Source organism: Streptomyces sp. NPDC005202, assembly GCF_040608235.1.
GTDB lineage: Bacteria > Actinomycetota > Actinomycetes > Streptomycetales > Streptomycetaceae > Streptomyces.
In genome coordinates, this window is the sequence record NZ_JBEXHW010000014.1 from 105509 (window position 1) to 131364 (window position 25856).

Annotated in this window: 24 protein-coding genes and 1 pseudogene; 14 read left to right on the forward strand and 11 right to left on the reverse strand. The window is 70.7% G+C overall.

Annotation, left to right across the window (positions count from 1 at the left end; translation table 11 throughout):
• Nucleotides 1-116: 116 nt before the first annotated feature.
• Nucleotides 117-1283: a beta-eliminating lyase-related protein gene (locus ABZV31_RS21455; protein ID WP_355896101.1), complete on the reverse strand. Its 1167-nt coding sequence runs from the start codon at nucleotides 1281-1283 to the stop codon at nucleotides 117-119.
• Between the two features lie 172 nt (nucleotides 1284-1455).
• On the opposite strand from ABZV31_RS21455, the gene ABZV31_RS21460 reads away from it, so the two are divergent.
• The 10 genes from ABZV31_RS21460 to ABZV31_RS21505 all read left to right on the forward strand — a co-directional run bounded on the left by ABZV31_RS21460 (nucleotide 1456) and on the right by ABZV31_RS21505 (nucleotide 9847).
• Nucleotides 1456-2376: a DUF2520 domain-containing protein gene (locus tag ABZV31_RS21460; RefSeq protein ID WP_355896104.1), complete on the forward strand. Its 921-nt coding sequence runs from the start codon at nucleotides 1456-1458 to the stop codon at nucleotides 2374-2376.
• A 91-nt stretch (nucleotides 2377-2467) separates the two neighbouring features.
• Entirely contained in the window at nucleotides 2468-3460 is a 993-nt protein-coding gene (gene panC / locus ABZV31_RS21465) for a pantoate--beta-alanine ligase (protein ID WP_355896107.1), read from the forward strand.
• Nucleotides 3457-5190 (forward strand): L-aspartate oxidase, encoded by a 1734-nt coding sequence (locus ABZV31_RS21470; RefSeq protein WP_355896109.1) that lies wholly within the window; start codon nucleotides 3457-3459, stop codon nucleotides 5188-5190. Before panC ends, ABZV31_RS21470 begins: the two co-directional genes overlap by 4 nt.
• Before the next feature lie 5 nt (nucleotides 5191-5195).
• Nucleotides 5196-6173, forward strand: a complete 978-nt coding sequence (gene nadC, locus ABZV31_RS21475; protein WP_355896112.1) for a carboxylating nicotinate-nucleotide diphosphorylase — start codon at nucleotides 5196-5198, stop codon at nucleotides 6171-6173.
• Nucleotides 6174-6182: 9 nt separating this feature from the next.
• Complete coding sequence (locus tag ABZV31_RS21480; protein WP_355896115.1) at nucleotides 6183-6980, forward strand: type III pantothenate kinase; 798 nt, start codon at nucleotides 6183-6185, stop codon at nucleotides 6978-6980.
• Between the two features lie 140 nt (nucleotides 6981-7120).
• The gene (locus ABZV31_RS21485) at nucleotides 7121-7783 is read left to right on the forward strand and encodes a hypothetical protein (protein WP_355896215.1); all 663 of its coding nucleotides are present in this window, start codon (nucleotides 7121-7123) and stop codon (nucleotides 7781-7783) included.
• Nucleotides 7784-7837: 54 nt separating this feature from the next.
• Complete coding sequence (locus tag ABZV31_RS21490; protein ID WP_355896118.1) at nucleotides 7838-8026, forward strand: hypothetical protein; 189 nt, start codon at nucleotides 7838-7840, stop codon at nucleotides 8024-8026.
• 138 nt (nucleotides 8027-8164) lie between these two features.
• Nucleotides 8165-8725: a BlaI/MecI/CopY family transcriptional regulator gene (locus tag ABZV31_RS21495; protein ID WP_355896121.1), complete on the forward strand. Its 561-nt coding sequence runs from the start codon at nucleotides 8165-8167 to the stop codon at nucleotides 8723-8725.
• Between the two features lie 9 nt (nucleotides 8726-8734).
• A complete protein-coding gene (locus ABZV31_RS21500) occupies nucleotides 8735-9268 on the forward strand; it encodes an amino-acid N-acetyltransferase (protein ID WP_355896124.1) in 534 nt (177 codons plus the stop codon).
• Nucleotides 9269-9511: 243 nt separating this feature from the next.
• Nucleotides 9512-9847 carry an Lsr2 family protein gene (locus tag ABZV31_RS21505; protein WP_355896126.1) on the forward strand — a complete coding sequence of 112 codons (336 nt, stop codon included), beginning with the start codon at nucleotides 9512-9514 and terminating at the stop codon, nucleotides 9845-9847.
• Here ABZV31_RS21505 and ABZV31_RS21510 read toward each other — a convergent pair.
• Entirely contained in the window at nucleotides 9826-10425 is a 600-nt protein-coding gene (locus tag ABZV31_RS21510) for an SCO3374 family protein (protein WP_355896129.1), read from the reverse strand. The two genes, ABZV31_RS21505 and ABZV31_RS21510, sit on opposite strands and share 22 nt — an antisense overlap.
• A 430-nt stretch (nucleotides 10426-10855) precedes the next feature.
• Here ABZV31_RS21510 and ABZV31_RS21515 point away from each other — a divergent pair, with 430 nt between their 5' ends.
• Complete coding sequence (locus ABZV31_RS21515; RefSeq protein ID WP_355896131.1) at nucleotides 10856-13381, forward strand: ATP-dependent Clp protease ATP-binding subunit; 2526 nt, start codon at nucleotides 10856-10858, stop codon at nucleotides 13379-13381.
• A gap of 81 nt (nucleotides 13382-13462) precedes the next feature.
• Here ABZV31_RS21515 and ABZV31_RS21520 read toward each other — a convergent pair.
• Nucleotides 13463-14057, reverse strand: a pseudogene (locus ABZV31_RS21520) (ATP-binding protein); the annotation flags it as partial.
• A gap of 90 nt (nucleotides 14058-14147) precedes the next feature.
• Nucleotides 14148-14807, reverse strand: coding sequence for an HAD family acid phosphatase (locus ABZV31_RS21525; protein WP_355896133.1), 660 nt, complete (start codon nucleotides 14805-14807; stop codon nucleotides 14148-14150).
• 453 nt (nucleotides 14808-15260) lie between these two features.
• Here ABZV31_RS21525 and ABZV31_RS21530 point away from each other — a divergent pair, with 453 nt between their 5' ends.
• On the forward strand, nucleotides 15261-15839 hold the full coding sequence (locus tag ABZV31_RS21530; protein WP_355896136.1) for a M23 family metallopeptidase: 579 nt from the start codon (nucleotides 15261-15263) through the stop codon (nucleotides 15837-15839).
• Nucleotides 15840-15892: 53 nt separating this feature from the next.
• Here ABZV31_RS21530 and ABZV31_RS21535 read toward each other — a convergent pair whose 3' ends face one another.
• Nucleotides 15893-16489 (reverse strand): TetR/AcrR family transcriptional regulator, encoded by a 597-nt coding sequence (locus ABZV31_RS21535; protein WP_355896138.1) that lies wholly within the window; start codon nucleotides 16487-16489, stop codon nucleotides 15893-15895.
• 150 nt (nucleotides 16490-16639) lie between these two features.
• Between ABZV31_RS21535 and ABZV31_RS21540 the strand changes: the two genes are divergently transcribed.
• Complete coding sequence (locus ABZV31_RS21540) at nucleotides 16640-18238, forward strand: MDR family MFS transporter (RefSeq protein WP_355896141.1); 1599 nt, start codon at nucleotides 16640-16642, stop codon at nucleotides 18236-18238.
• Nucleotides 18239-18577: 339 nt separating this feature from the next.
• Here the strand turns inward: ABZV31_RS21540 and cseC are convergent, their stop codons facing one another.
• The 5 genes from cseC to ABZV31_RS21565 form a co-directional block, all read right to left on the reverse strand.
• Nucleotides 18578-19933, reverse strand: coding sequence for a two-component system sensor histidine kinase CseC (gene cseC, locus ABZV31_RS21545; RefSeq protein WP_355896145.1), 1356 nt, complete (start codon nucleotides 19931-19933; stop codon nucleotides 18578-18580).
• A gap of 13 nt (nucleotides 19934-19946) precedes the next feature.
• Nucleotides 19947-20648 carry a two-component system response regulator CseB gene (gene cseB, locus ABZV31_RS21550; RefSeq protein WP_355896147.1) on the reverse strand — a complete coding sequence of 234 codons (702 nt, stop codon included), beginning with the start codon at nucleotides 20646-20648 and terminating at the stop codon, nucleotides 19947-19949.
• Between the two features lie 262 nt (nucleotides 20649-20910).
• Nucleotides 20911-21564, reverse strand: a complete 654-nt coding sequence (locus ABZV31_RS21555; protein WP_355896150.1) for a hypothetical protein — start codon at nucleotides 21562-21564, stop codon at nucleotides 20911-20913.
• Complete coding sequence (locus tag ABZV31_RS21560) at nucleotides 21552-22091, reverse strand: SigE family RNA polymerase sigma factor (RefSeq protein WP_055703482.1); 540 nt, start codon at nucleotides 22089-22091, stop codon at nucleotides 21552-21554. The genes ABZV31_RS21555 and ABZV31_RS21560 overlap by 13 nt, the downstream gene beginning before the upstream one ends.
• A 327-nt stretch (nucleotides 22092-22418) precedes the next feature.
• Nucleotides 22419-23378, reverse strand: a complete 960-nt coding sequence (locus ABZV31_RS21565; RefSeq protein WP_355896153.1) for an A/G-specific adenine glycosylase — start codon at nucleotides 23376-23378, stop codon at nucleotides 22419-22421.
• A gap of 375 nt (nucleotides 23379-23753) precedes the next feature.
• On the opposite strand from ABZV31_RS21565, the gene ABZV31_RS21570 reads away from it, so the two are divergent.
• Nucleotides 23754-24569 (forward strand): hypothetical protein, encoded by an 816-nt coding sequence (locus tag ABZV31_RS21570; protein ID WP_355896156.1) that lies wholly within the window; start codon nucleotides 23754-23756, stop codon nucleotides 24567-24569.
• A 99-nt stretch (nucleotides 24570-24668) separates the two neighbouring features.
• Here ABZV31_RS21570 and disA read toward each other — a convergent pair whose 3' ends face one another.
• Nucleotides 24669-25793: a DNA integrity scanning diadenylate cyclase DisA gene (gene disA / locus ABZV31_RS21575; RefSeq protein WP_355896159.1), complete on the reverse strand. Its 1125-nt coding sequence runs from the start codon at nucleotides 25791-25793 to the stop codon at nucleotides 24669-24671.
• Between the last annotated feature and the right edge of the window lie 63 nt (nucleotides 25794-25856).

A 25856-nucleotide genomic window follows, 5' to 3' on the forward strand; every position in this document is an offset into this window, starting at 1 on the left:
GCGTTCGGTCTGGGGACCTGTGGTCGGGCTCGGCCTGTGGACCTGTCGTCGCGCTCGGTCTGGCCGACCCGCGCCGCGGTCTACCCGCTGACCTGTGCCGCGGTCTGCCCGCGGGTCTACTCGGTCAGCCGGGAGACGAAGTCCGCGACCGCCGCCTTCACGTCGTCCGCCGTCCACTCCAGGCCGGCGGAGCGAACGGTGACCTCGGTGACGGCGAGGCCCGGGCCGGCCGGGGCCCAGGGCCTGGCGAACAGGAAGGTCCCCGTCTCCTCCGCCTGCCGGACCGCAGCGTTCGCGAGCACCTCGGCGTCGTACGGCAGCCACACCTGGAACTCGTAGGTGTGCGGTACCTCCGGGTGCACGCGCGTCCACGGCACCCCCGACCCGGCGAACCCCTCCCGCAATGCGGCGGCGACCACGCGCGCGTGGGCCACGTACCCCGGCAGCCGGGGCAGCTCCCGCTCCAGGCCCACGAGCGCCGACAGCACCGTGGGGAACTGCTGGAAGACCATGCCGCCGTACCGGTGCCGCCAGGCCTTCGCCTCCTCGACGAGCGCCCCGGGACCGGCGAGCACCGCGCCGCTGAAGCCGTCGAGGGACTTGTACAACGACACGTAGACGCTGTCCGCGAGCCCGGCGATCTCGTCCAGGGGACGGCCGAAGTGGACGGTGCACTCCCACAGGCGGGCCCCGTCGAAGTGCACCACCGCGTCACGTTCGCGGGCCGCCTCCACGGTGTCGACGAGCTCCTCCCAGGACGGCAGCACGTAACCGGCGTCTCTCAGCGGCAGTTCCAGCATCAGTGCCCCGAAGGGCTCCTCGAAGCCGCGCACCTCTTCGGCCGAGGGCAGCCGTGGCTCCCTGGTGACCTGGACCGGGCGCAACCCGCTGACCTGGCTGAACGCGTTTCGCTCGTGCACTTCGGGGTGAGCGAGCGCGTGCAGGGCGACCGTGGGGTTGCCGGTGCGGCCCGCCCAGCAGCGCAGGGCCACCTGCTGGGCCATGGTTCCCGTGGGAAAGAACGCGGCGGCCTCCATGCCCAGCAGTCCGGCGACCCGGTCCTCAAGGGTCTCGACGATCCGGTTGCCGTACATGTCGGCCGGTTCGTCGAGGTCGTACACCCGGGGCGCCTCGTCCCGCAGGAGCGCGAGGCGTTCGCGGATCGTGCCCGTGAAGCCGGGGCGCGACAGGATGCGCCGGGCTTCCCGGTTGGCGGTCGCCCGCCGCTCCCGCAACCGCTGTTGCGTCGTCTGTTCCTCACCCTGCTCCGTGGCATCGCTCATGCCCGGGATCATGTCGCGCGCCGGCCCGGATGGGCACCCGCATTTCTGTCCCCGGAGCCGCACAAAAACCCACAGCCTGTGGACAACCGAACGCCTCTCGAACCGATCGCGTTAACATGACGAGAAATCGTCCGGTACCCAGAGCGGACTGGAACGGGAAGGCCGCCGTCGCGTGAGTACAAGCCAACAGCCAGACCCCAAGGACCGCCCCGCGCGGCTCACCGTCGGCGTCGTCGGCGCCGGCCGCGTGGGCCCCGCGCTGGCCGCGTCCCTCCAGCTCGCCGGGCACCGCCCGGTGGCCGTCTCCGGGGTCTCCGACGCCTCCAGACGGCGGGCCGCGCTGATGCTCCCCGACGTGCCCCTCGTGCCGCCCGCCGAAGTCCTCGAGCGGGCCGACCTGGTGCTCCTTACCGTCCCGGACGACACCCTGCCCGGGCTCGTCGAGGGCCTCGCCGAGACTGGCGCCGTGCGGCCGGGGCAGCTGCTCGTGCACACCTCCGGGCGGTACGGCGCGAAGGTGCTGGACCCCGCCCTGCGCGCGGGCGCGTTGCCGCTGGCCCTGCACCCGGCGATGACCTTCACCGGCACCCCCGTGGACGTGCAGCGGCTGGCCGGCTGCTCCTTCGGGGTCACCGCGCCCGAGGAGCTGCGGCTGGCCGCCGAGGCCCTGGTCATCGAGATGGGCGGCGAGCCGGAGTGGATCGCCGAGGAGATGCGGCCGCTGTACCACGCGGCGCTCGCGCTGGGCGCCAACCACCTGGTGACGCTGGTCGCCCAGTCCATGGAAGTGCTGCGCCAGGCCGGCGTCGAGGCGCCCGACCGGATGCTCGGCCCACTGCTCGGCGCCGCCCTCGACAACGCCCTGCGCTCCGGCGACGCGGCCCTCACCGGCCCCGTCGCACGCGGGGACGCGGGCACGGTCGCCGCGCACATCGCCGAGCTGCGCCGACACGCCCCGCAGACCGTCGCCGGCTACCTGGCGATGGCCCGCGCGACCGCCGACCGCGCCCTGGCCCACGGTCTGCTGAAGCCGGAGCCGGCCGAGGACCTGCTGGGGGTCCTTGCCGACGGGAGCGAAGGGAACGCCCGATGACGCGCGCGGGGCACCCGGACAGCCGGGGAGGGCTCGAGACCGCAGAGGAGGGCCGCCCGGTGACGTGCGTGCCCGAGAACGGAGACGTACGATGACCACCGCCCTGCTGCGCACCGCCGATGAGTTGCACGGGCGCGTGCGCAACGGCCGCCGTGCCGTCGTGATGACCATGGGCGCGCTGCACGAGGGCCACGCCACCCTGATCCGCACCGCGCGCGAGATCGCGGGCAGCGACGGCGAGGTCGTCGTCACTGTCTTCGTGAACCCGCTGCAGTTCGGCGCGGGCGAGGACCTCGACCGCTACCCGCGCACCCTGGAGGCCGACCTCAAGGTCGCCGAGCAGTCGGGTGCCGACGCCGTGTTCGCGCCCTCCGTGGACGAGGTCTACCCGGGCGGCGAGCCCCAGGTCCGCATCACCGCGGGCCCCATGGGTGAGCGCCTGGAGGGCGCCTCGCGCCCCGGCCACTTCGACGGCGTGCTCACCGTCGTCGCCAAGCTGCTGCACCTCACCCGCCCCGACGTGGCCCTGTTCGGCCAGAAGGACGCCCAGCAGCTCGCCCTGATCCGCCGCATGGTGCGGGACCTGAACTTCGGCGTCGAGATCGTCGCCGTGCCGACCGTGCGCGAGCCCGACGGCCTGGCCCTCTCCAGCCGCAACCGCTACCTCTCCCCCCAGGAGCGGCGCACGGCCCTCGCCCTGTCGCAGGCCCTGTTCGCGGGCCGCGACCGGCACGCCGCGCAGGAGGCGTTGCGCGCGCGGGCCCGCGAAGTGCCCTCCACGCGCGCGCGTGCCGAGGCGCTCAGCGCCCTGGGTGAGTCCCGCGCGGCGGCGGACGCCGCCGCCGTCGCGAAGGCCGCGCCGGGCGGCCCGGCCGCCGTCCGCGCGGCCGCCCGCATGGTCCTCGACGAGGCCGCGCGCCTGGACCCGCCGCTCGAGCTGGACTACCTCGCCCTCGTCGACCCGTCCGACTTCACCGAGATCGGGGACGACTTCACTGGCGAGGCCGTCCTCGCCGTCGCCGCCCGCATCGGGACGACCCGGCTGATCGACAACATCCCCCTCACCTTCGGAGCCGCCTCGTGACCAGCACAGGCATACGACTGCACGCGCCCGCGCCCGGGTGGTCCATCTCCGCGGACGTGGTGGTCGTCGGCTCCGGCGTCGCCGGCCTGACCGCGGCCCTGCGCTGCGAGGCCGCCGGCCTGACGACGGTCGTCGTCACCAAGGCCCGCCTCGACGACGGCTCGACCCGTTGGGCGCAGGGCGGCATCGCCGCGGCTCTGGGCGAGGGCGACACCCCCGAACAGCACCTGGACGACACCCTGGTGGCGGGCGCGGGCCTGTGTGACGAGGTGGCCGTACGGATCCTCGTCACCGAGGGGCCCGACGCGGTACGGCGGCTCATGTCCACCGGCGCGCACTTCGACACCGACGACGAGGGCGGCATCCAGCTCACCCGCGAGGGCGGCCACCACCGCCGCCGCATCGCGCACGCCGGCGGCGACGCGACCGGCGCGGAGATCTCCCGGGCCCTGGTCGAGGCGGTACGCGCGCGTGGCGTGCGGACGATCGAGAACGCGCTGGTCCTGGACCTGCTCACCGACGCCGACGGCCGCACCGCGGGCGTGACCCTGCACGTCATGGGCGAGGGCCAGCACGATGGCGTGGGCGCCGTGCACGCGCCCGCCGTGGTCCTCGCGACCGGCGGCATGGGACAGGTCTTCTCCGCGACCACCAACCCGTCGGTGTCCACCGGCGACGGCGTGGCGCTCGCCCTGCGCGCGGGCGCGGAGGTCTCCGACCTCGAGTTCGTGCAGTTCCACCCGACGGTGCTGTTCCTCGGCCCGGACGCCGAGGGCCAGCAGCCCCTCGTCTCCGAGGCGGTCCGCGGCGAGGGCGCCCACCTGGTCGACGCCGACGGGGTGCGCTTCATGGCCGGGCAGCACGAACTGGCCGAGCTCGCGCCCCGGGACATCGTCGCCAAGGGCATCATGCGCCGCATGCAGGAGCAGGACGCCGAGCACATGTTCCTCGACGCCCGGCACTTCGGCGCCGACATGTGGGAGCACCGCTTCCCGACGATCCTCGCCGCCTGCCGCGCCCACGGCATCGACCCGGTCACCGAGCCGATCCCGATCGCCCCGGCCGCCCATTACGCCTCCGGGGGCGTCCGCACGGACTCCCACGGCCGGACGACCGTCCCGGGCCTGTACGCGTGCGGCGAGGTCGCCTGCACCGGCGTGCACGGCGCCAACCGGCTCGCCTCCAACTCCCTCCTGGAGGGCCTGGTCTATGCCGAGCGCATCGCCGCCGACATCGCGGCGAGCCACGCGGACAATGGCCTCCACGCGCGCGTGCCGGAGCCGGTCCGGCACCCCGAGAAGCCCGCGCACCCCCTGCTCGCGCCCGAAGCCCGGTTCGCGATCCAGCGGATCATGACCGAGGGCGCGGGCGTCCTGCGCTCCGCCGAGTCCCTCGCCAAGGCCGCCGACCAGCTCCAGCGGCTGCACGCCGAGGCCCGCGACGCCCTCCACGAGAACGGCAAGACGGCCGAGCCCGGCGTCGACACCTGGGAGGCCACCAACCTCCTGTGCGTGGCCCGCGTCCTGGTCGCCGCCGCGCAGCTGCGCGAGGAGACCCGCGGCTGCCACTGGCGCGAGGACCGCGCCGAGCGGGACGACACGAACTGGCGCCGCCACATCGTCGTACGGCTGAATCCGGACCGGACGCTGGCCGTGCGCACCACGGACACCGCAGACTTCCCCCCGACCCGCCCCGAGGCCCTCGCGCCCCAGCGTCCCCAGGAGCAGTGACACAAGTGAGCACCCCCGACCTTCCCCTCGCCTCGACCGGTGGCTGCGGCGACGGCTGTGCCTGCGGCGCGGACGCCGACGAGGAATACCTGGAGTGCGGGCTCGACCCCGCGCTCGCCCAGCTCCTGGCCGACGCCGGACTCGACCCCGTGGAGGTCGAGGACATCGCCAACGTCGCCATCCAGGAGGACCTCGACCACGGCGTGGACGTGACGACGGTCGCGACCATCCCGGAGGACGCCGTCGCCACCGGCGACTTCACCGCCCGCGAGGCGGGCGTCGTGGCGGGCCTGCGGGTCGCCGAAGCGGTGATCTCGGTCGTCTGCACGGACGAGTTCGAGGTCGAGCGCCACGTCGACGACGGCGACCGTGTGGAGGCCGGGCAGAAGCTGCTGTCGGTCACCACGCGCACGCGTGACCTGCTGATTGCCGAGCGCAGTGCCCTCAACCTGCTGTGCCGCCTGTCCGGCATCGCGACGGCCACGCGCGCGTGGGTGGACGCCCTGGAGGGCACCAAGGCCAGGGTGCGCGACACCCGCAAGACGACGCCGGGACTGCGCTCCCTGGAGAAGTTCGCCGTCCGCTGCGGCGGCGGCGTGAACCACCGCATGTCGCTGTCCGACGCGGCCCTGGTCAAGGACAACCACGTGGTGGCCGCCGGCGGCGTGGCGCAGGCCTTCAAGGCCGTACGGGAGGCCTTCCCGGAGGTGCCGATCGAGGTCGAGGTCGACACGCTGCACCAGCTGCGCGAGGTCGTGGACGCGGGCGCCGACCTGATCCTGCTGGACAACTTCACGCCCGGCGAGTGCGAGGAGGCGGTGGCCATCGTGGAGGGACGGGCGCTGCTGGAGGCGTCGGGCCGGCTGGCCCTGGAGAACGCCAGGGCGTACGCGCAGACCGGCGTCGACTACCTGGCTGTCGGGGCCCTGACCCACTCCTCGCCGATCCTCGACATCGGCCTGGACCTGCGCGAGGCGGAGTAGGAACCGGCCATGCTCCTGACGATCGACGTAGGCAACACACAGACGGTCCTGGGCCTGTTCGACGGGGAGGACATCGTCGAACACTGGCGCATCTCCACGGACGCGCGCCGCACCGCCGACGAGCTGGCGGTGCTCCTCCAGGGGCTGATGGGCATGCACCCGCTGCTCGGCGACGAGCTGGGCGACGGCATCGACGGGATCGCGATCTGCGCGACCGTGCCGTCGGTGCTGCACGAGCTGCGCGAGGTGACGCGGCGCTACTACGGCGACGTGCCGGCCGTACTCGTCGAGCCTGGGGTCAAGACGGGCGTGCCGATCCTCACCGACAACCCCAAGGAGGTCGGCGCGGACCGGATCATCAACGCGGTTGCGGCGGTCGAGCTGTACGGCGGTCCGGCAATCGTCGTGGACTTCGGTACGGCGACGACGTTCGACGCGGTGTCCGCGCGCGGGGAGTACATCGGTGGCGTCATCGCACCCGGGATCGAGATCTCCGTCGACGCCCTGGGCGTCAAGGGGGCGCAGCTGCGGAAGATCGAGGTGGCGCGGCCGCGGAGCGTGATCGGCAAGAACACGGTCGAGGCGATGCAGGCGGGCATCATCTACGGGTTCGCCGGGCAGGTCGACGGGGTCGTTAACCGGATGGCGCGGGAGCTGGCCGACGACCCGGACGACGTGACGGTGATCGCGACGGGTGGCTTGGCGCCGATGGTTCTGGGGGAGTCGTCGGTGATTGATGAGCATGAGCCGTGGCTGACGCTCATCGGATTGCGGTTGGTGTACGAGCGGAACGTGTCGCGTATCTGAGTGGGTGCCCGGGACGGGGATTGCCGTGGGTTGAGCGCAGCTTGCGGAATCGGCTGCGCCACGCCCTGTCCGTATGTCGAATTTGTCTGATTAGCGCGTATCGTCAGCCTATGCCCACGCCATACGGAACCCGCGGCGGCATGGCGTTCGGCGTGGAGGAGCTGCGTGTGCTCCGCCGCGCTCTCGCCCTCGCCCTTCATCCCCGTCCCGCCTCCGCCGAGGACGTGCAGGACTGTCTTCGGCTCGCCGAGTCGCTCGACGAGGCGATGCGTGAGGGTGCCCGGCTGCGCGCTTTCCTGGTGGCCGATCTCGCCCGGTACCGCGATGCCCTCCCTGGCGCCGCCGTCGGCTACCTCGCGCTCCTGAGGGAGGCGCTGGGCGCCGGGTACCGGCCCGACCCCGACGACCTAGCGGCGCTCCGCGCCCTGCGTGGCAACCCGGCCGCGGCCGCCCTCCTGGAGCGCTGCCAGGCGCTCGCCGAGCAGGACGTGCGCGCGCGCCTCGTCCGTGGGGCCGTTCACCCGGCCGCTCCGGCCTCTCCGGCTTCCGGGAGCCCCCTCCAGACGCTCCCCGGCGGCCTGTCGGGCGCCGTAGCGGGCCAGGGAGACCCCGGCAACGACTCTGCCGGGAAACCCGCACAGAAGCCCGTGGAGCCCCCCGCTCCCGCCCAGCCCGGCCCGGCGCCCACCCCCGCGGCCCCGAAGCCCACCCGCCGTCCCATCCCCACGCCGGGCGAGGTCTTCCCGCGCCGCAAACCCGCCCCGCCGTCCGAGAAGCCGCAGCAGCACCTCGCGGCGGTGTAGCGCTCCGGGCCACCCCGCCCCTGTTTGTCCTCCCGTCGTGGCTACTCTGGATCCATGGACTACGTCTCCGCGCTCCTGCCCCCGGTCGTCATGGCCGTGTTCTTCATCGGTCTGATCAGGGTGATCGTGAAGACCCAGGGCGGTACCGCCAAGACCAAGGAGGACGCGGCTGTCGACGCCGCCATCGCGCGCGCGGAGAGCGCCCGGCAGACCTCCGCGAACACCGCGCAGACCGACGCCTGAAGCGGCGTACGGCCCACACGTGGGCATCCCGCACTGCGGAGTCGTACGCCCCTTTTGTTCGTGTTTGTTGCTGAAAGTGCACGTCCGGCATGCCATTGTCGAGATCTCCCACTATTGTTCTGAGTTGTGCCTCGCCCATTGGGAGAACTCGAAGACGCGGTCATGACGCGGGTGTGGAAGTGGAACCGCCCGGTGACCGTTCGAGAAGTCCTGGAAGACCTTCAGCGGGAACGGTCCATCGCCTACACCACGGTGATGACCGTTTTGGACAATCTCCATCAGAAGGGCTGGGTACGGCGTGAGGCGGAGGGCCGGGCCTATCGATATGAGGCGGTCTCCACCCGGGCCGCCTACGCCGCCGCGCTGATGAACGACGCCTGGTCCCAGAGCGACAACGCCGCCGCCGCTCTCGTCGCCTTCTTCGGGATGATGAGCGACGAACAGCGGCAGGCCCTGCGGGACGCCGTACGGATCGTCGAAGGCACCATCGAAGGCACCACCCAAGAGACCGCCGAAGAGACCACCGAAGGCGCGACTCAAGGCGCGGCTGAAGACGCGGCCGAAGAGCCTGTCGAAGAGCAGGTCGAAGAGGCGGCCGAAGGCGGAACCGAAGTCACGGGGCGAGTCCCGGATAGCGTCCAAGCCCCCGAAACCGGCGACGAGAGCCCCGGCTCGGCACAGGGCGGCCGCGGGCGATAGCGTCCGCTCATGTCCGCAGAGCGACCCGAAGTCACCGCAAAAGCCATCACCGTCCGGCGGGCCCGGACCAGCGACGTCCCGGCCGTGCGCCGACTCCTGGACACCTACGTCCGCGAGGGCATCCTGCTGGACAAAGCGACGGTGACGCTTTACGAGGACATCCAGGAGTTCTGGGTCGCCGAACGGGACGACAACGCCGAGGTCGTCGGCTGCGGCGCGCTGCACGTGATGTGGGAAGACCTCGCGGAAGTGCGCACGCTCGCCGTGAAGCCGGGCCTGAAGGGCGCCGGCGTCGGCCACCAGTTGCTGGAGAAGTTGCTGCAGACCGCGCGCTGGCTCGGCGTTCGCCGCGTTTTCTGCCTGACCTTCGAAGTGGACTTCTTCGGGAAGCACGGCTTCGTGGAGATCGGCGAGACGCCCGTCGACGCCGATGTCTACGCGGAGCTGCTGCGTTCCTATGACGAGGGCGTCGCGGAGTTCCTGGGACTCGAACGAGTGAAACCGAACACCTTGGGCAACAGTCGGATGCTTCTGCATCTGTGATCGCCAAGGATCCCCGCGCGACGGAAGCCGTATTCCGCCCGACCGATCATGTCCACGTTCCCTATGTCCGAAACGCGCATGTTTCCGGTCGGGGCAGCCGGTCGGTCTCTCCCTGGGGTTTGTGTTTTTCCAGCAAAAGCGGTTTGCTTTCCGACGTACTGCAGTACTGCATATAACAGGGGACGGCGAAACGGCGGACGCCGGACACCCCTGGCCCTCACGTTATCGATGAAAGGAAATCCGGTGGCACAGAAGGTTCAGGTCCTTCTTGTCGACGACCTCGACGGCGGCGAGGCGGACGAGACCGTGACGTTCGCGTTGGACGGCAAGACGTACGAGATCGATCTCACCACCGCTAATGCGGACAAGCTCCGTAGCCTTCTCGAGCCGTACGTCAAGAGTGGTCGTCGTACCGGAGGCCGCGCTTCGGGCGGGCGCGGAAAGGCGCGCGCTTCTTCCGGCGGCAGCCAGGACACCGCGCAGATCCGCGCCTGGGCAAAGGAGAACGGCTACGAGGTCAACGACCGCGGCCGTGTTCCCGCGTCCATCCGCGAGGCCTACGAGAAGGCCAACGGCTGAGCGCTCGCGCGCCGCAGCCGGACCCGGTGGCACTGCGTCGCCACCGTGTCCACGAGTCGTACGAGATCGGGGGCGCCGCCACCGCCCCCCACGGCCGACAGCGTCGGCAGCGAGGCCTCGACCTCGCACCCCGGCTCGGGGGGTCGCACCCACACGGCGGCCCCCTGCGAACCGAAGCGGCCCAGGGGAAGCGGCCGCGCCCCGGCCGACCCTGCCCGAGGGGGCGGCGGCGCGTCCATCAGCGTGTCAGCGCCCAGGGCCACCAGGTCCAGCGTCAGCGCGCCCCACTCCAGCCAGTCCAGCAGCCCGGACAGCTCCTCAGCGCTGCCCGCGGCCACCAGCAGCCGCATCCGGTCGCCCTGCGCGGCCACCGGAGAGCCCGGCCCCAGGTGGCGCAGCGCCGCACGTCCCGCCTCCGCGGGCACGTCCAGGACGTCGAAGCGGCGGCCCACGACAAGCCGTACCGGTTCTCCGGGCACCGTCGCCCAGCCCAGTTCGTTCTCGTACCAGTGCCGCACCCGACCGTTCGGGTCGAGCGCCTGACGGGGCAGAGGGACGATGGGAAGGGTGCCGGCCATGCCACGTGCAACAGCCCGAAGACCCTGCGAGTAACGCTGTGTGCTCTTTTATGTACACAGAGTGGCGAAACTGGGGGCTTGCGTGGGTGCGTGGCGGCGCAAGGTTGTTCGCCCATAGCGGAGGGAACCGGTGCGCGCGGCATGGAGTGTCAGCCGGTGCGGGTAAGACATCCCTAGTGGGAGGGGGCGACACGCAGGAAAGGGCGTCTCACGTTCGCCATCGGCGTACTGGCGACTGGGGTAACTGCCTGGCCTGCGGGAACATCGTCTCGCACCATCGGGTTGGAGCAGATGTCGGCGTTCGGGGTCAGGAGGCCAAGGACGGTGTCGGCAGTTGGAATGAGCGGTCCCCGCTTGCGGGACTAAGCTGCGGAAGGACAGGGAGGGGAAGTTCCCCCCACTGCCTGACCGCTCTGAGGAGCGATTAACGATGTTCGAGAGGTTCACCGACCGCGCGCGGCGGGTTGTCGTCCTGGCTCAGGAAGAAGCCCGGATGCTCAACCACAACTACATCGGCACCGAGCACATCCTCCTGGGCCTGATCCACGAGGGTGAGGGTGTCGCCGCCAAGGCCCTTGAGAGCCTCGGGATTTCGCTCGAGGCGGTCCGCCAGCAGGTGGAGGAGATCATCGGCCAGGGCCAGCAGGCCCCGTCGGGCCACATTCCCTTCACTCCCCGTGCCAAGAAGGTCCTGGAGCTGTCGCTCCGCGAGGCCCTTCAGCTGGGCCACAACTACATCGGCACGGAGCACATCCTGCTCGGCCTGATCCGCGAGGGCGAGGGCGTCGCCGCCCAGGTCCTGGTCAAGCTGGGCGCAGATCTCAACCGGGTGCGGCAGCAGGTCATCCAGCTGCTCTCCGGTTACCAGGGCAAGGAGACCGCCACCGCCGGCGGCCCTGCCGAGGGCACCCCCTCGACGTCCCTGGTCCTCGACCAGTTCGGCCGGAACCTCACCCAGGCCGCTCGTGAGTCCAAGCTCGACCCGGTCATCGGGCGCGAGAAGGAGATCGAGCGGGTCATGCAGGTGCTGTCCCGCCGTACCAAGAACAACCCGGTCCTGATCGGTGAGCCCGGCGTCGGCAAGACCGCCGTCGTCGAGGGCCTCGCCCAGGCCATCGTCAAGGGCGAGGTGCCCGAGACCCTCAAGGACAAGCACCTCTACACCCTGGACCTCGGCGCGCTGGTCGCCGGCTCCCGCTACCGCGGTGACTTCGAGGAGCGCCTGAAGAAGGTGCTCAAGGAGATCCGCACCCGCGGCGACATCATCCTGTTCATCGACGAGCTGCACACGCTGGTCGGTGCGGGTGCCGCCGAGGGCGCCATCGACGCGGCTTCCATCCTGAAGCCGATGCTGGCCCGCGGTGAGCTGCAGACCATCGGTGCGACGACGCTGGACGAGTACCGCAAGCACCTGGAGAAGGACGCGGCCCTGGAGCGCCGCTTCCAGCCCATCCAGGTCGCGGAGCCGTCCCTGCCGCACACCATCGAAATCCTCAAGGGCCTGCGCGACCGCTACGAGGCGCACCACCGCGTCTCCATCACGGACGAGGCGCTGGTCCAGGCCGCCACCCTGGCCGACCGGTACATCTCGGACCGCTTCCTGCCGGACAAGGCGATCGACCTGATCGACGAGGCCGGCTCGAGGATGCGCATCCGCCGGATGACCGCTCCGCCGGACCTGCGCGAGTTCGACGAGAAGATCGCCGGCGTCCGCCGGGACAAGGAGTCCGCGATCGACTCGCAGGACTTCGAGAAGGCCGCCTCCCTGCGCGACAAGGAGAAGCAGCTCCTGGCCGCCAAGGCCAAGCGGGAGAAGGAGTGGAAGGCCGGCGACATGGACGTCGTCGCCGAGGTCGACGGCGAGCTGATCGCCGAGGTCCTCGCCACGGCCACCGGCATCCCGGTCTTCAAGCTGACCGAGGAGGAGTCCAGCCGCCTGCTCCGCATGGAGGAGGAGCTGCACAAGCGGGTCATCGGCCAGGAGGACGCCGTCAAGGCGCTGTCGAAGGCGATCCGCCGTACGCGCGCCGGTCTGAAGGACCCGAAGCGTCCGGGTGGTTCGTTCATCTTCGCCGGCCCGTCCGGTGTCGGTAAGACCGAGCTGTCCAAGGCGCTCGCGGAGTTCCTCTTCGGCGACGAGGACGCGCTGATCTCCCTCGACATGTCGGAGTTCAGCGAGAAGCACACGGTCTCCCGTCTCTTCGGTTCGCCCCCCGGCTACGTGGGCTACGAGGAGGGCGGTCAGCTGACGGAGAAGGTGCGCCGCAAGCCGTTCTCGGTCGTCCTCTTCGACGAGGTCGAGAAGGCCCATCCGGACATCTTCAACTCGCTGCTGCAGATCCTGGAGGACGGTCGCCTGACCGACTCCCAGGGCCGGGTCGTGGACTTCAAGAACACGGTCATCATCATGACGACCAACCTCGGCACCCGGGACATCTCCAAGGGCTTCAACCTGGGCTTCGCGGCCTCGGGTGACACGAAGACCAACTACGAGCGCATGAAGAACAAGGTGTCGGACGAGCTCAAGCAGCACTTCCGGCCCGAGTTCCTCAACCGCGTCGACGACGTGGTCGTCTTCCCGCAGCTGACCCAGCAGGACATCCTGCGGATCGTCGACCTGATGATCGACAAGGTGGACGAGCGCCTGAAGGACCGGGACATGGGCATCGAGCTCTCCCAGTCCGCCAAGGAGCTGCTGGCCACGAAGGGCTACGACCCCGTCCTGGGCGCCCGGCCGCTGCGCCGGACGATCCAGCGCGAGATCGAGGACAGCCTCTCGGAGAAGATCCTCTTCGGCGAGCTGCGCCCCGGTCACATCGTGGTCGTGGACACCGAGGGCGAGGGCGACACCAAGACCTTCACCTTCCGGGGTGAGGAGAAGGCCGCCCTGCCGGACGTCCCGCCGATCGAGCAGGCGGCCGGCGGAGCCGGGCCGAACCTGAGCAAGGATGCGTAGCCCTCCGGGGGCCACGCCGAGAAAGGGGCTGCCCTGGGACTTCGGTCCCGGGTGGCCCCTTTCGGCTTTCAGCGCCGGTCCACGGTCGGCGACGTACGGCAGGTAGCGGCGCTCGAACGCGGCGTCCCAGGCGTCGGGGTGCGGGCTGCGAGTGATCAACTCGTCGACTTTGGCGATCAGTTCGGACTGGGCGCGGGTCTGTTCGACGAGGGTGCGGGCGACGAAGGTGGACGGCGCGTGACGGACTCCAGGACCTGCAGACAGGCCCACTCCGTCGTGGAGTCGAGGAAGTAGCAGGCGTCGGCGGACAGGCCGTCGGCGGCCGTGGGGGCGTGGTGGTGCCGCTGTTCGGCTGACTCGCGGTGGCCCAGACGGACGGCCTGGAGGTCGTCCATGTCCAGGTCACCGAGGGCGAGTAGGGCGAGCAGCCTGGCGGCCAGGGCGCCGGCGACGGCGATCTCCTCGTCGCGAGGGGGGGCGGCTCGCCGGGTGAATCCGACGACTCCCCGACCAGCCGCCCGGCGAGCCTGCGCACCTCCTTCTCGCCCAGGGCGCACTTCTCACCCCGGAACGACACGAGGTCCGTCAGCCGTACCGGCTTGTCGACCAGCCCGGCGCCGGGGCCGTCCGTCACGAACAGCTTTTTCACCAGCGCGGCGACCAGGCTGGACGCCAACTTCCCGCCGAGTACCGTCGGTGCCCTTCCCCACCCCCAGGGCCGGGCGACGGAGGGAGCCTGTCGGGGAGTCGGCGGACGGTCGGCCGGTCAGGACAACTGACCGTCGTAGTCCGGCAGTTTGAACGTCTTCTCGGCGTGGCCGCCGGAGAGGTCGGTGGCGCTGTTGCCGATGTTCGCGATGATCGTGTAGCCCTTGGACTCGATGTCGGCGCGCTGGGCGGTCTTGTAGTCGGCGACGTCCTTGAACAGGTCGAACAGGCCGCGGACATAGAGGCCGTCGACGTCGTAGCCGTCGTGTTCGAGGTTGTACTTCGTCGGAGCCTTGATGATTCCGGGGCGGGCGGTGACGAAGAACAGTGAGACGCCGTGCTCCTGGGCGTACTGGGCGACCTTCAGCACGGGCCTGTTGGCGGGCTGCGGGTAGCTGAAGCCGAAGTCGGTCTGCAGGGTGGTGTTGTCGATGTCGAACACGATGGCCTGCTTCTCGCCCGGCCTGGTGTTCGCGATGCGCTGTTCCAGGTAGGGCAGGGCCTGGTCCATCACGGCCTGGCAGTCCTTCTGCCAGGTCGCGTAGTCGACGTTCCCGGACGCGGTGGCGGTGGCCGTGGAGGTGGCCGTGGCGCTCGTCGTGGCGGAGGCCGACGTGTCGGTCGCGGCCTGCGCGCCGACGGGGGCGGCCAGCGCGGTGACGGCGGCCGTGGCGACGGCGGTCATGCCGATGCGGCCCGTCCAGGTGCCTCTGGTCATGGGTGGGGGGTCCTCTCGCGTCCGTAACGCTGCGGGTTGTTGTGGGCATGCTCGTCCCGCAGGGTGGCGGAAGGGGAACCAGATGATTACTGGACGGTAACTATGGGGAGATGCAGGCCACATGAGGCAGGTCACGCCAGAGAGAGCGCAGCCCCCGCCTGTCGGTGACATGGGGCACAGTCGTTTTGTCCGTTACTAGGCGGAATAGTGACGACCTGATCCCTCAAAGAGGGACTTTTCGCCCCGGAATTACGGCCGACGGCCAGCGTCTTGTAGTGATTTGTCCCAGATGAGCGTGCTGTCAAGAAGCGGGGATATTTGCGATGAAGTACTAGTTTTCATCGTAGACAAGGGGTTTGAGGGCTGATGACCCTCGGAGTTACCAAGGGATTGCCCATCCGGCGAACGCCTGCGCCGGGTGGTTTTCATGTCCCCCACCCTCCAGAGGTTTCGATGTCCCAGCGCGTCAGGTTCCGTTCTTCCCGTGCGTTCCAGCTCCGTGCCCGCGCGGCCGTCCTGGCCGCGGGCCTGGGAGTCTCGGTGGCGCTGGGGGCCGGGGTCGCGTCCGCCGTCGGCACCACGGCGGCCACCACTGCCACCGCCAAGGCCGCCGCCTCCTGGGTCGACCCGGTGAAGAAGTACACGCTCAGCGCGAGCTTCAACCAGTCCGGCAGTCACTGGCGGGCCAAGCACAGCGGTCAGGACTTCGCCGTGCCGGTCGGCACCGAGGTCGTCGCCGCGCACGGCGGCACGGTCGTCAAGGCCGGTCCCAACGGCGGCGGTGACGGCCCCGCCTACGGCAACGCCATCGTCATCAAGCACGGCAACGGGACGTACTCCCAGTGCGCCCACCTGTCGCGGATCGATGTGAAGGTCGGCCAGGTCGTCGCCACCGGTCAGCACATCGCGCTGTCCGGCAACACCGGCAACACCACCGGTCCGCACCTGCACTTCGAGATCCGTAAGACCCCGAACTACGGCTCCGCCATCGACCCGGTCGCCTTCCTGCGCGCCCACGGCGTGACCGTCTGACCGGCTGATCGGTCCACCGTGCCGCCCGGCCGGATCGGCGGGCGGCGGCCCGGTCAGGAGCCCTGCGCGCCCCCGTGCGCCTGGGTCACCAGATCGATCGCGACCTCGAGGACGGCCTTGCGCTTCAACTCGGGGTCGCCCTCCAGGTCCTGCATGACGAAGATGCCGGCGTGCAGCGTGAAGATGGCGCTGACGCAGCGGACCTGGTCGGCCAGGCTCGCGTCCGGGTTGATGATGATGTCCCGCAGGCCGCGCATCCGGTCCCTGAACGTGTCCCCGATGCGCAGTTCCCGCACCGTCGCCTGGTTCTCCTGCATGAAGCGGAACAGCGGTGCCGCGCCGGCGAGTGTCTCGCTGTAGCGGCGGACGATCTCCTGCTTGGTCTCCAGCGTGTGCGGCTGCTGCCTGCCCCACTCGATCAGGTCCTCGATCGGCTGCGTCAGGTCCTCGAAAAGGCTGACCAGGATCTCTTCCTTGGTCTTGAAGTGGTAGTAGAGCGCCGCCTTGGTGACGTCCAGGCGCTCGGCGATCTCGCGCAAAGAGGTCTTCTCGTAGCCCTGCTCGGCGAAGAGCTCGAGCGCCACGTCCTGGATGCGCTGGCGGGTGTTTCCCCGGCGCTGCTGCTTGGTGCCGTCCATGGTGCCGCCCATCCTCGTTCTCGTTGCGCTCCCGGAAAACTTACCGGCCGACCGGCCAGCAAAACTTACTTGACGCCCGGCTAGTAAGAGGTCTACCTTCCCGAGTGTAGTAACTTGCCGGTCGGCAAGTAAGTAGCAGCGCGGCTGGGGGAGTGGGAACCGATGGCGGACACGGCGAAAGTCGAGACGGACACCGGAGAGGCCGGTAAACAGCCGAAGAGCGTGCGGGTCGTCCTGCTCGCGCTCATGATCGCGATGATGCTCGCGATGCTCGACAACATGATCGTGGGCACCGCGATGCCGACGATCGTGGGAGAACTCGGAGGCCTTCAGCACCTGTCGTGGGTGGTGACCGGGTACACCCTCGCGACCGCCGCGGCCACCCCGCTGTGGGGCAAGCTCGGCGACATGTACGGGCGCAAGGGCGCCTTCATGACCTCGATCGTGATCTTCCTGGCCGGGTCCGCGCTGAGCGGCATGGCCCAGAACATGGGGGAGCTGATCGGGTTCCGCGCCATTCAGGGCCTCGGCGCGGGCGGTCTGATGGTCGGCGTGATGGCGATCATCGGTGACCTGATTCCGCCGCGGGAGCGCGGCAAGTACCAGGGCATGATGGCCGGCGTCATGGCGCTCGCGATGATCGGCGGTCCGCTGGTCGGCGGCACCATCACCGACAACTGGGGCTGGCGCTGGGCCTTCTACATCAACCTGCCGCTCGGCGCGGTGGCGCTCGTCGCGATCAGCGCCGTCCTGCACCTGCCGAAGAAGCGGGCGCAGGCGCGCGTCGACTACCTGGGCGCCGCGCTGCTGACGCTCGGCATCAGCTCCATCGTGCTCGTCACCACCTGGGGCGGCACGGAGTACGCCTGGACCTCCGCGCGGATCATGGAGCTCGTCGGGATCGGTGTCGCCGCGCTCGTCGGGTTCGTGTTCTGGCAGACCAAAGCGGCCGAGCCGATCGTGCCGCTGCACATCTTCCGCAGCCGCAACTTCACCCTGATGTCGATCATCGGCTTCTTCACCGGCTTCGTGATGTTCGGCGCGGTGCTCTTCCTGCCGCTGTACCAGCAGTCGGTGCAGGGCGCCTCCGCGACCAACTCCGGTCTGCTGCTCCTGCCCATGCTCGGCGCGATGCTGGTCGTGTCGATGGTCGCGGGCCGAGTGACCACCAACAGCGGCCGATACAAGGTCTTCCCCGTAGTGGGCAGCGTCCTGGTGATCGTCGCTCTGTATCTGCTGTCCCTGATGGACACGGAGACGACTCGGCTCACGTCGGGCCTCTACATGGCCGTCCTCGGCGCCGGCATGGGCTGCCTGATGCAGATCACCATGCTGGTCGCGCAGAACAGCGTGCAGATGAAGGACATGGGCGTCGCCTCCTCGTCCACCACCCTCTTCCGTACGCTCGGCTCGTCCTTCGGCGTCGCCATCATGGGCGCGCTGTTCAACAACCGGGTCCAGGACGTCATGACCGAGCGGGCCGGTGCGCTGGGTTCCAGGGTGACCGAGCAGTCCGCGCAGCTGGACGCGGCGAGCCTGGCCAAGCTGCCGGCGGTGGCGCGGGAGGCGTATCAGCACGCGGTGGCCGCCGGTACGCACTCGGCGTTCCTGCTGGGTGCCGTGGTGGCGGTGGTCGCGCTGGTGGCGGCGGTGTTCGTGAAGGAGGTTCCGCTGAAGGGTGCGGGCCCGGCCGCGCCCAAGCCCGGCCAGGACGCAGCGGACGACCACCCCGCGCGTGAGGGCATGGCGGAAGCAGTCTGACCCACGCGGTGAGCTGAAGGCCCCCGGCTGGTATCCGCCCCGGGGGCCTTCGTCACGCGCCGGTCGGGCAGACGGACAAGACAGTGATGGGACCTCTCGCCAGGCTCCTGACTTGTTGAATTGAGCCCAGATGCTCGGTCTGCAGCCGTAGCGTCCAGGGTGTCGGTCGGCACGGGCCCGCAGTGCTCCTTGCCGCCTTCGGGCTGGCTCACTGATAGCGTGCCGCCGCCGGCCGACACCCGCGCGGTGTGGCTCGACAGAGGCAGACACCCCGCTCGCCCCGCCACTGCGGACCGCCTCACCGACTTCCTGCTGGCCGGTGAGGAAGCCGCCCCCGGCTCACTTCCCCGGCAGCGGCAGCATCGGGTAGCTGCCCGTGTTCGTCGGTGCGTGTTCCGGCAGCCACAGGACGGCGACGGCGCCCTCCGCCGGGACATGTTCCGGGGCACCCGCGGGGCGCACGTTGCGGAAGGTCAGACGGGCGCCCAGGACGCGGGCCTGACCGGCCGCGATGGTCAGGCCGAGGCCGTGGCCGTGCCCGGCGCGGTCCTTGCTGCCGGTGCGGAAGCGGCTCGGGCCCTCGGCGAGCAGGTCCTCGGGGAAGCCGGGGCCGTGGTCCCGCACCCGGATGACCCGGCCCTCGACGGTGACCTCGATCGGCGGTTTGCCGTGCCGGGCGGCGTTGGCGAGCAGGTTGAACAGCACCCGCTCCAGGCGCCGCGGGTCCGTGGTGACCTCCGACTCGTGCACCACGCGCACGTCGACGTCCGGGTCCTTGGCCGCCACCCGCCGGGTGACGAAGTCGCCCAGCATGATGTCCTGCAGCTCGGCACGCTCCGAGGCGCCGTCCAGCCGGGCGACCTCCAGTACGTCCTCGACGAGCGTGCGCATGGCCTTCGCGCGGTCCAGGACCAGTTCCGTGGGGCGACCGGGCGGCAGCAGCTCCGCCGCCGTCAGCAGCCCGGTCACCGGCGTGCGCAGCTCGTGCGCGATGTCCGCCGTGACCCGGCGCTCCGCCTCCAGGCGCTGCTGCAGCGTGTCCGCCATCGCGTCCACCGCGCGCGCGAGGTCGTCGGTCTCGTCCCGTACGACACCACCGATGGCGTCCCGCACCCGCACGTCCGTCTCGCCCTTGGCGACCTGGTTCGCCGCGGTCGCCGCCTTGCGCAGCCGCCGCGAGAGCTGGCCGCCTATGAGCACGCCGAGCGCGCTACCGCCGAGGACGACCGCGATGGAGCCGATCACCAGGGCCTGGTCGAGGTCCTTGAGGATGTCCGTGCTGCGGTCGGTGAAGTGCGTGTGCAGGGACAGCACGTGCCCGTCCTTGACCGGGACGGCGGCCCAGATGTCCGGTACGCCGCCCGCGTGGTCGGTCACGTACGTCGCCCGGCGGCCCTCCTCGACCTTCTCCCGCAGCGACGGCGGCAGCTCCGGGTCGTCGATCTTGATGTTGGGGAAGTTCGGGCGCCCCGAGAGCTCGTAGTTGCGCTGGGCGATCTGGACGCGCTCGTCCGCGAGGTCGCGCGCGTTGTCCAGCATCGACACCCGGGCGGCGTTGTGCACGACCAGGCTGAGCGCGATCGCCACCAGCGCGCCGACCAGCGCGATGGCCGCGCTGAGCTTCCACCTCAGCCCCGTACGGATGCCCGGGCGCTCCAGGCGCTCCGGGACCAGGTGCCGCGTGATCCCCCGCATACCCCTGCTCCGCTCAGGCCTTCAACTTGTAGCCGAAGCCGCGGACCGTCTCGATACGGTCCTGGCCGATCTTGGTCCGCAGCCGCTGCACATGGACGTCGACGACGCGCGTGTCGCCGCCCCAGCCGTAGTCCCACACACGTTCCAGGAGCTTGTCGCGGGACAGGACCGTGCCCGGCGCGGAGGAGAACTCCAGCAGCAGCCGCATCTCGGTCGGCGTGAGCGCCACCGGCTGCCCGGCCCGGCGCACCTCCATGCCCTCGGTGTCGACCTCCAGGTCGCCGAAGGTCAGCACGCCGCTGTCCCCCCCGGAGGAGCCGGAGTCCGCCTGGGCGCCGTTCGCGTGCCCGAAGCGGCGCAGCACCGCGCGGATGCGGGCGACCAGGACGGCGCCGTCGAACGGCTTGGTCACGTAGTCGTCGGCGCCCGCCTCGAGGCCCAGGACGACGTCGATCGAGTCCGCGCGCGCCGACAGCATGATCACCGGTACCGACGACTCGTCGCGGATGCGCCGACACAGGCTGACGCCGTCGAGGCCGGGGACCATCACGTCCAGGAGCGCGATGTCGGGCCGGTTCGCCCGGAACGCCTCCAGGCCCGACAGGCCGTCGGGCATGGCGGTGACCGCGAAGCCGTCCCGCTCCAGGGCGAGCTGCGTGGCCTCGCGGATGACGTCGTCGTCCTCGACGAACAGGACGTGGGTCTGCTCTGCCATCCCGGTGCTCTCAGTCCTCGTGTGCTTCTCGTGGTGCGTTCTGCTGTGGTGCGGTCACCGCATGTGTGGTGCGGTCACCGCACGGACGCGCCGCCCGTGCGACGCGCTCACTGTGTGGACGCGCAAGCCGCGCGATACGTTCACTTGCGACGCCTTCACCAGGGAATCGTTTTGATGGACCCGATCGGTTCACGCCGCCTGAATTCTTTCGCAGCCGGTCGGCATTCTTTCGCAGCCGGTCAGCCGGCGGAGATCTCCCCCGTCAGTTGTCCGGTGCCGTGGACGCGCCACCCCCGACGGCGTTGCTGTACTCGTTGCGCGTGCTGTACTTCTTGGCGAACCGGCCCGCGGTCCAGCGGTAGGTGATCACGTCCTCGCCGGACGGGTTCGACACCGGGTCGCCCTTCTCGTACACCTGCTTGGTCACCACCAGGTCGCCGCGGTCTATCTCGGCGTAGACCGGGGGCTCCTCGGCCTTGAAGACATTCTCGTACCCGTTGCCCTGTTCGCGGTACACGTAGGCGCCCACACCCACCGCGTCGCCGCAGGTCAGCACGTTGATGACGACGTCGTCGACGGACCCCCCGGTCAGGTGGCCGTACGACACGTCGATGGGGTACTCGTCGGCCACGCACGGCTTGAGGCCGCGCTTCACCGCGGCCGAAACCTTCGGGTCCCCCTTGATGAGCCGGACCGCGTCCACGGGTTTGGGCGTGTTGCTGGGGCTGTAGGAGGGAGTCGTCGCGGCGCCGGCCACCGAGTCGGCGTGGGCCGGGCCCTCGTCGCGGGCGCCGGTGCCGCCGGTGCCGCAGGCGGAGACCAAAAGGGCAAGGGCGGCGAGCACGGCCACCGCCGTGATCGCCGCCTGGAAAGTGCCTTGGGCCCGGGTGGGCCCCGCGCCGGTCAGGCCGCGCAACGCTCCCGCTCCTCACGCTCCAGCGCGCGTGCGTCCAGGTCGCGGGCCTCCAGCTCCTCGCGGAGCCGGGCCAGCGCCCGGTGCAGCGTGCTCTTGACCGTTCCGGCCGACATGCCGAGGGCAGCGGCCGTCTCCTCCGTGGACATCTGCTCCCAGTGTCGCAGCACCACGACGCTGCGCTGCTTCGGAGCGAGCACCTTCATGACGTCCATCAGCAGGGCGCGGTCGGCGTGCTGCTCGGTGGAGTCCTCGACGGAGGCGTCGGGGAGCTGCTCGGTCGGGACCTCCTCCAGCTTCCGGGCCCGCCACCACTCGGTCCGCGTGTTGATCATCACGCGGCGCAGGTAGGCGTCCGCGAGCCGCTTGTCGGCGATGCCCTCCCAGCGGCCGTACGTCCGTACGAGCGCCGTCTGGAGCAAGTCCTGGGCGTCGACCGGGTCCGGCACCAGTCGGCGTGCGCTGCGTAGCAGCGCGTCCTGCCGGGTGCGCACGTACTCCTCGAACTCGAGCACCTCGCCCTGCGCCATGTTCAACCGCCTCCGATCCCCGTTACCGACCCACCTGCTGCCGGTTTTCATGCCTGTGATGCGGACGGGCTGTGGTCGGCAGCCGTCCGGTGCCTGTCGGGCACACAATCGAAGGTACGGAGGGGTTGTCACGGCGTTGTCCGAAGCAGCCTGCGGCTAGCCCTCGGCTGTGCGTCGGTTGTGTAACGGACGTAGGAACGGGGTACGGTGGAGGGCTGGTTGGGGTGGGTATGGGGCGATTTGCGAGCCCGGGAGGCGCGCGGGCATGTGACACAAGCGCCCGCGGCGCCCCCTGAGGCTGTCACCCGTCTGTGGGCTGACCGAGTGTCAGGCCAGCGGCAGCCGGTACAGCCCGCCCGGCAGCGGCTCCACCAGACCGTCCGCGACGAGGCCGTCCAGGGCCCGGGCCCGCTGGACCGGCTCGTGCCAGACGCGGTCGAGAACCGCTTGCGGGACGGGTGCGTGGGCCTCCCGCAGGACGGCCAGCAGCTTGCCGCGGACCTGCCGGTCCGTACCGGCGTACGTCTGACCCCGGCGCGGCGGCCCGTCGTGCTCGGGCTTGCCCGCGAGCCGCCAGGCGCAGTGCGCGGCGATCGGGCAGCGGTGGCACGACTCGTTCTTCGCCGTGCACACCAGCGCGCCGAGCTCCATGGAGGCGGCGGCCCAGCGGGCGGCGGTCCGCTCGTCCTCGGGCAGCAGGGCGCGGGCGAGGCGCCGCTCGGCGGCGGTGGTGGCGTTCGGCGGGTACTGGACGCCGGTGACCGCGCGCGCGAAGACGCGGCGGACGTTGGTGTCGAGGACCGCGTGCCGCTGGCCGTACGCGAAGGACGCCACCGCGGCGGCCGTGTACTCGCCGATGCCGGGCAGGGCGAGGAGCTGCGCGTGGTCGGTGGGTACGTCGCCGCCGTGCCGCTCCGCTATGGCGACGGCGGCGCCGTGCAGGCGCAGGGCCCGGCGCGGGTAGCCGAGCCGGCCCCAGGCACGGACGGCTTCGCCCGGCGCCTCCTTGGCGAGGTCGGCGGGGCGGGGCCAGCGGGCCAGCCACCGCTCGTAGACGGGCAGCACGCGGCTCACCGGCGTCTGCTGCAGCATGAACTCGCTGACCATCACGCCCCAGGGGCCCGCCTCGGGGCGCCGCCAGGGGAGGTCGCGGGCGTGTTCGTCGAACCATGCGATGACCTGCGAGTGCAGGGTCTCTCCGAGGGGTGGGCCGGGGACCTCGGTGTCGGCGGCGGTGGTTTCCGGGGCGGTGGGGCTGCTGTGTGGGGGCAGTGTGGGCGCAGTCATGACGGTTCCGATCCTGCCACGTGGGGGTGGGAGGCCGTGTGATGTGGCGCGGGGCGGTGTGTGGTGGGTCGGGGTCGGCTGGGAGCCGGCTGTCCGAGGCGCACGGCCAGGGTGCGACGGAACTCGATCAGCGCACCCAACGGTCACACACGAACAACCGGTCGCCCTTGAGCAAGGCCGTCCCTTCGCCTTCCGCCACCACGGTCGTGCCGCCGACTCCGACACGGCACCGTGACCCGACTCCTCGGCCGAGTCCCACGAGCGGCCAAGCGGCGGGGTCCCAGGGGTACTTGCCGGGATGATGATCCGGAAAAATTGTGATCCGCGCGGCGGGTGGGGCAAGGGAACGCGGCGATCTCTCGTACAGTTTGCGCCGTGGGATCTCTGCGCAATCCGGTCGGGCCGCTTCCCTCCTCCATCTACTGGCGACGGAGGATCGTACTGCTGTCTTTGATCGCCCTGTTGGCGCTGCTGATCATCTGGATCGTCACCTCGGGCGGCGGGGGCGGCAAGAACAACGGCAGCGGATCCAACGGCAAGCATCCCGCGCCCTCGACCATCACCCCGGGGCCGTCCGGCTCCGGTCCCGCGATCAGCCAACACCCCGGCGGGCGCGACGAGTCGAGCGGCGGGAGCTCCGGTGGTTCCGGTTCGGCGCCGGGCGGGACCGGTGGCTCCGACGGTGCGAGCGGGGGCGGCTCCGGCTCCGGGCAGTTTGCCGGCGGCTCGGACGACGGCGCCAAGGGCGGCGGCGGTACGGGCACCACGCTGCCGGCCGACACCACGCTGCCCAACTGCACCGCCGCTGCGGTCAAGTTGACCCTGCGCAGTGTCCACAACTCCTACGGGCCCGGCCGGACGCCGACCTTCGAGCTGACCGCCAAGAACTCCTCCGGCAGCGACTGCAAGGTCGACCTCGGGCCCAAGGCCGCGGTGGTGACGATCACCCAGGCCGGCAGCAGTGACGACTACTGGTCGTCGGCCGACTGCCCCAGGACGGCGGGGAGCCTGCTGTACCGGGTGCCGGCGGGCAGCAGCATCAAGTACACGGTGGAGTGGGACCGGAAGCCGAGCGCTCCGCAGTGTGCGACCCCGCCGGCAGGGTCGGCCGGGGCGGGGACGTATCTGGTGGAGGCGAAGGTTCCGGGATTCGCGAAGCTGCAGACGTCGTTCGTGCTCTCGGCCGACTAGCCGAGGGCAGGGTGCGGTCGCTCGGCCGGGGGCAGGGTGTCGTCCCTCGGGTGGGCACGGCGGTGGCGGCAGACGGCCGCCCGCCCTCGGCCGTCCGCCTCAGACGTACCGCTCCAGGATCGACGACTCCGCCAGCCGCGACAGGCCCTCCCTGACGCTCCGTGCCCTCGCCTCGCCGACACCGTCCACGGTCTGGAGGTCGTCGACGCTCGCGGCGAGCAGTTTCTGCAGGCTGCCGAAGTGTTCCACCAGGCGGTCGATGATGGCGCCGGGGAGGCGGGGGACCTTGGCCAGGAGGCGGAAGCCGCGGGGGGAGACCGCCGAGTCGAGGGTTTCCGGGGAGCCGCTGTAGCCCAGGGCGCGGGCCACCGTGGACAGTTCGAGGAGCTCGGCGTGGGTGAGCGCGTCGAGCTCGGCCAGCGCCTCGTCGACCGTGCGGGAGCGCTTGGCCGTGGGCTCGGGGACGTAGTCCCGGACGACCAGTTCGCGCTCCGGCTCCACGCCCGCGATCAACTCGTCGAGCTGGAGGGCCAGGAGGCGTCCGTCCGTGCCCAGTTCGACCACGTATTCGGCGATTTCGGTGGCGATGCGGCGCACCATCTCCAGACGCTGCGCGACCGCCGAGACGTCCCGGACCGTCACCAGGTCCTCGATCTCCAGCGCCGACAACGTGCCCGCGACCTCGTCCAGGCGGAGCTTGTAGCGCTCCAGGGTCGCCAGGGCCTGGTTGGCGCGGGAGAGGATCGCTGCGGAGTCCTCCAGGACGCGGCGCTGGCCGTCCACGTACAGGGCGATGAGCCTCATGGACTGGGAGACCGAGACGACCGGGAAGCCGACCTGCTTGGAGACGCGGTCCGCCGTACGGTGCCGCGTGCCCGTCTCCTCCGTGGGGATCGTCGGGTCCGGAACGAGCTGCACGCCCGCCCGCAGGATCTTCGACAGGTCCGACGACAGCACGAGGGCGCCGTCCAGCTTGCACAGCTCCCGCAGGCGCGTCGCCGTGAACTCGACGTCCAGGACGAAGCCGCCCGTGCACATCGCCTCGACGGTCTTGTCGGAGCCGAGGACGATGAGCCCGCCGGTGTTGCCACGGAGCACCCGCTCGAGGCCGTCACGCAGGGCCGTGCCGGGTGCCACGGCGCTCAGTGAGGCGCGCATCAGGCCATCGGCACCGGAACTCCCACCGGACTTTCCGGGAGCTGCTGCCCGGTCGTTGGCTGCCACTGCACTCCTCCGGTCGCAGGTTCTGAGGCGCTCCCGTTTCGCACACTCGGTTCGTACGGACGG

Coding starts and splice junctions, on each gene's coding strand:
- ABZV31_RS21455 (WP_355896101.1), bottom strand. CDS start 1,283: ATGAGCGATGCCACGGAGCAGGGTGAGGAACAGACGACGCAACAGCGG.
- panC (WP_355896107.1), top strand. CDS start 2,468: ATGACCACCGCCCTGCTGCGCACCGCCGATGAGTTGCACGGGCGCGTG.
- ABZV31_RS21480 (WP_355896115.1), top strand. CDS start 6,183: ATGCTCCTGACGATCGACGTAGGCAACACACAGACGGTCCTGGGCCTG.
- ABZV31_RS21485 (WP_355896215.1), top strand. CDS start 7,121: ATGGCGTTCGGCGTGGAGGAGCTGCGTGTGCTCCGCCGCGCTCTCGCC.
- ABZV31_RS21490 (WP_355896118.1), top strand. CDS start 7,838: ATGGACTACGTCTCCGCGCTCCTGCCCCCGGTCGTCATGGCCGTGTTC.
- ABZV31_RS21500 (WP_355896124.1), top strand. CDS start 8,735: ATGTCCGCAGAGCGACCCGAAGTCACCGCAAAAGCCATCACCGTCCGG.
- ABZV31_RS21510 (WP_355896129.1), bottom strand. CDS start 10,425: ATGGCCGGCACCCTTCCCATCGTCCCTCTGCCCCGTCAGGCGCTCGAC.
- ABZV31_RS21515 (WP_355896131.1), top strand. CDS start 10,856: ATGTTCGAGAGGTTCACCGACCGCGCGCGGCGGGTTGTCGTCCTGGCT.
- ABZV31_RS21525 (WP_355896133.1), bottom strand. CDS start 14,807: ATGACCAGAGGCACCTGGACGGGCCGCATCGGCATGACCGCCGTCGCC.
- ABZV31_RS21530 (WP_355896136.1), top strand. CDS start 15,261: ATGTCCCAGCGCGTCAGGTTCCGTTCTTCCCGTGCGTTCCAGCTCCGT.
- ABZV31_RS21535 (WP_355896138.1), bottom strand. CDS start 16,489: ATGGGCGGCACCATGGACGGCACCAAGCAGCAGCGCCGGGGAAACACC.
- ABZV31_RS21540 (WP_355896141.1), top strand. CDS start 16,640: ATGGCGGACACGGCGAAAGTCGAGACGGACACCGGAGAGGCCGGTAAA.
- cseC (WP_355896145.1), bottom strand. CDS start 19,933: ATGCGGGGGATCACGCGGCACCTGGTCCCGGAGCGCCTGGAGCGCCCG.
- cseB (WP_355896147.1), bottom strand. CDS start 20,648: ATGGCAGAGCAGACCCACGTCCTGTTCGTCGAGGACGACGACGTCATC.
- ABZV31_RS21560 (WP_055703482.1), bottom strand. CDS start 22,091: ATGGCGCAGGGCGAGGTGCTCGAGTTCGAGGAGTACGTGCGCACCCGG.
- ABZV31_RS21565 (WP_355896153.1), bottom strand. CDS start 23,378: ATGACTGCGCCCACACTGCCCCCACACAGCAGCCCCACCGCCCCGGAA.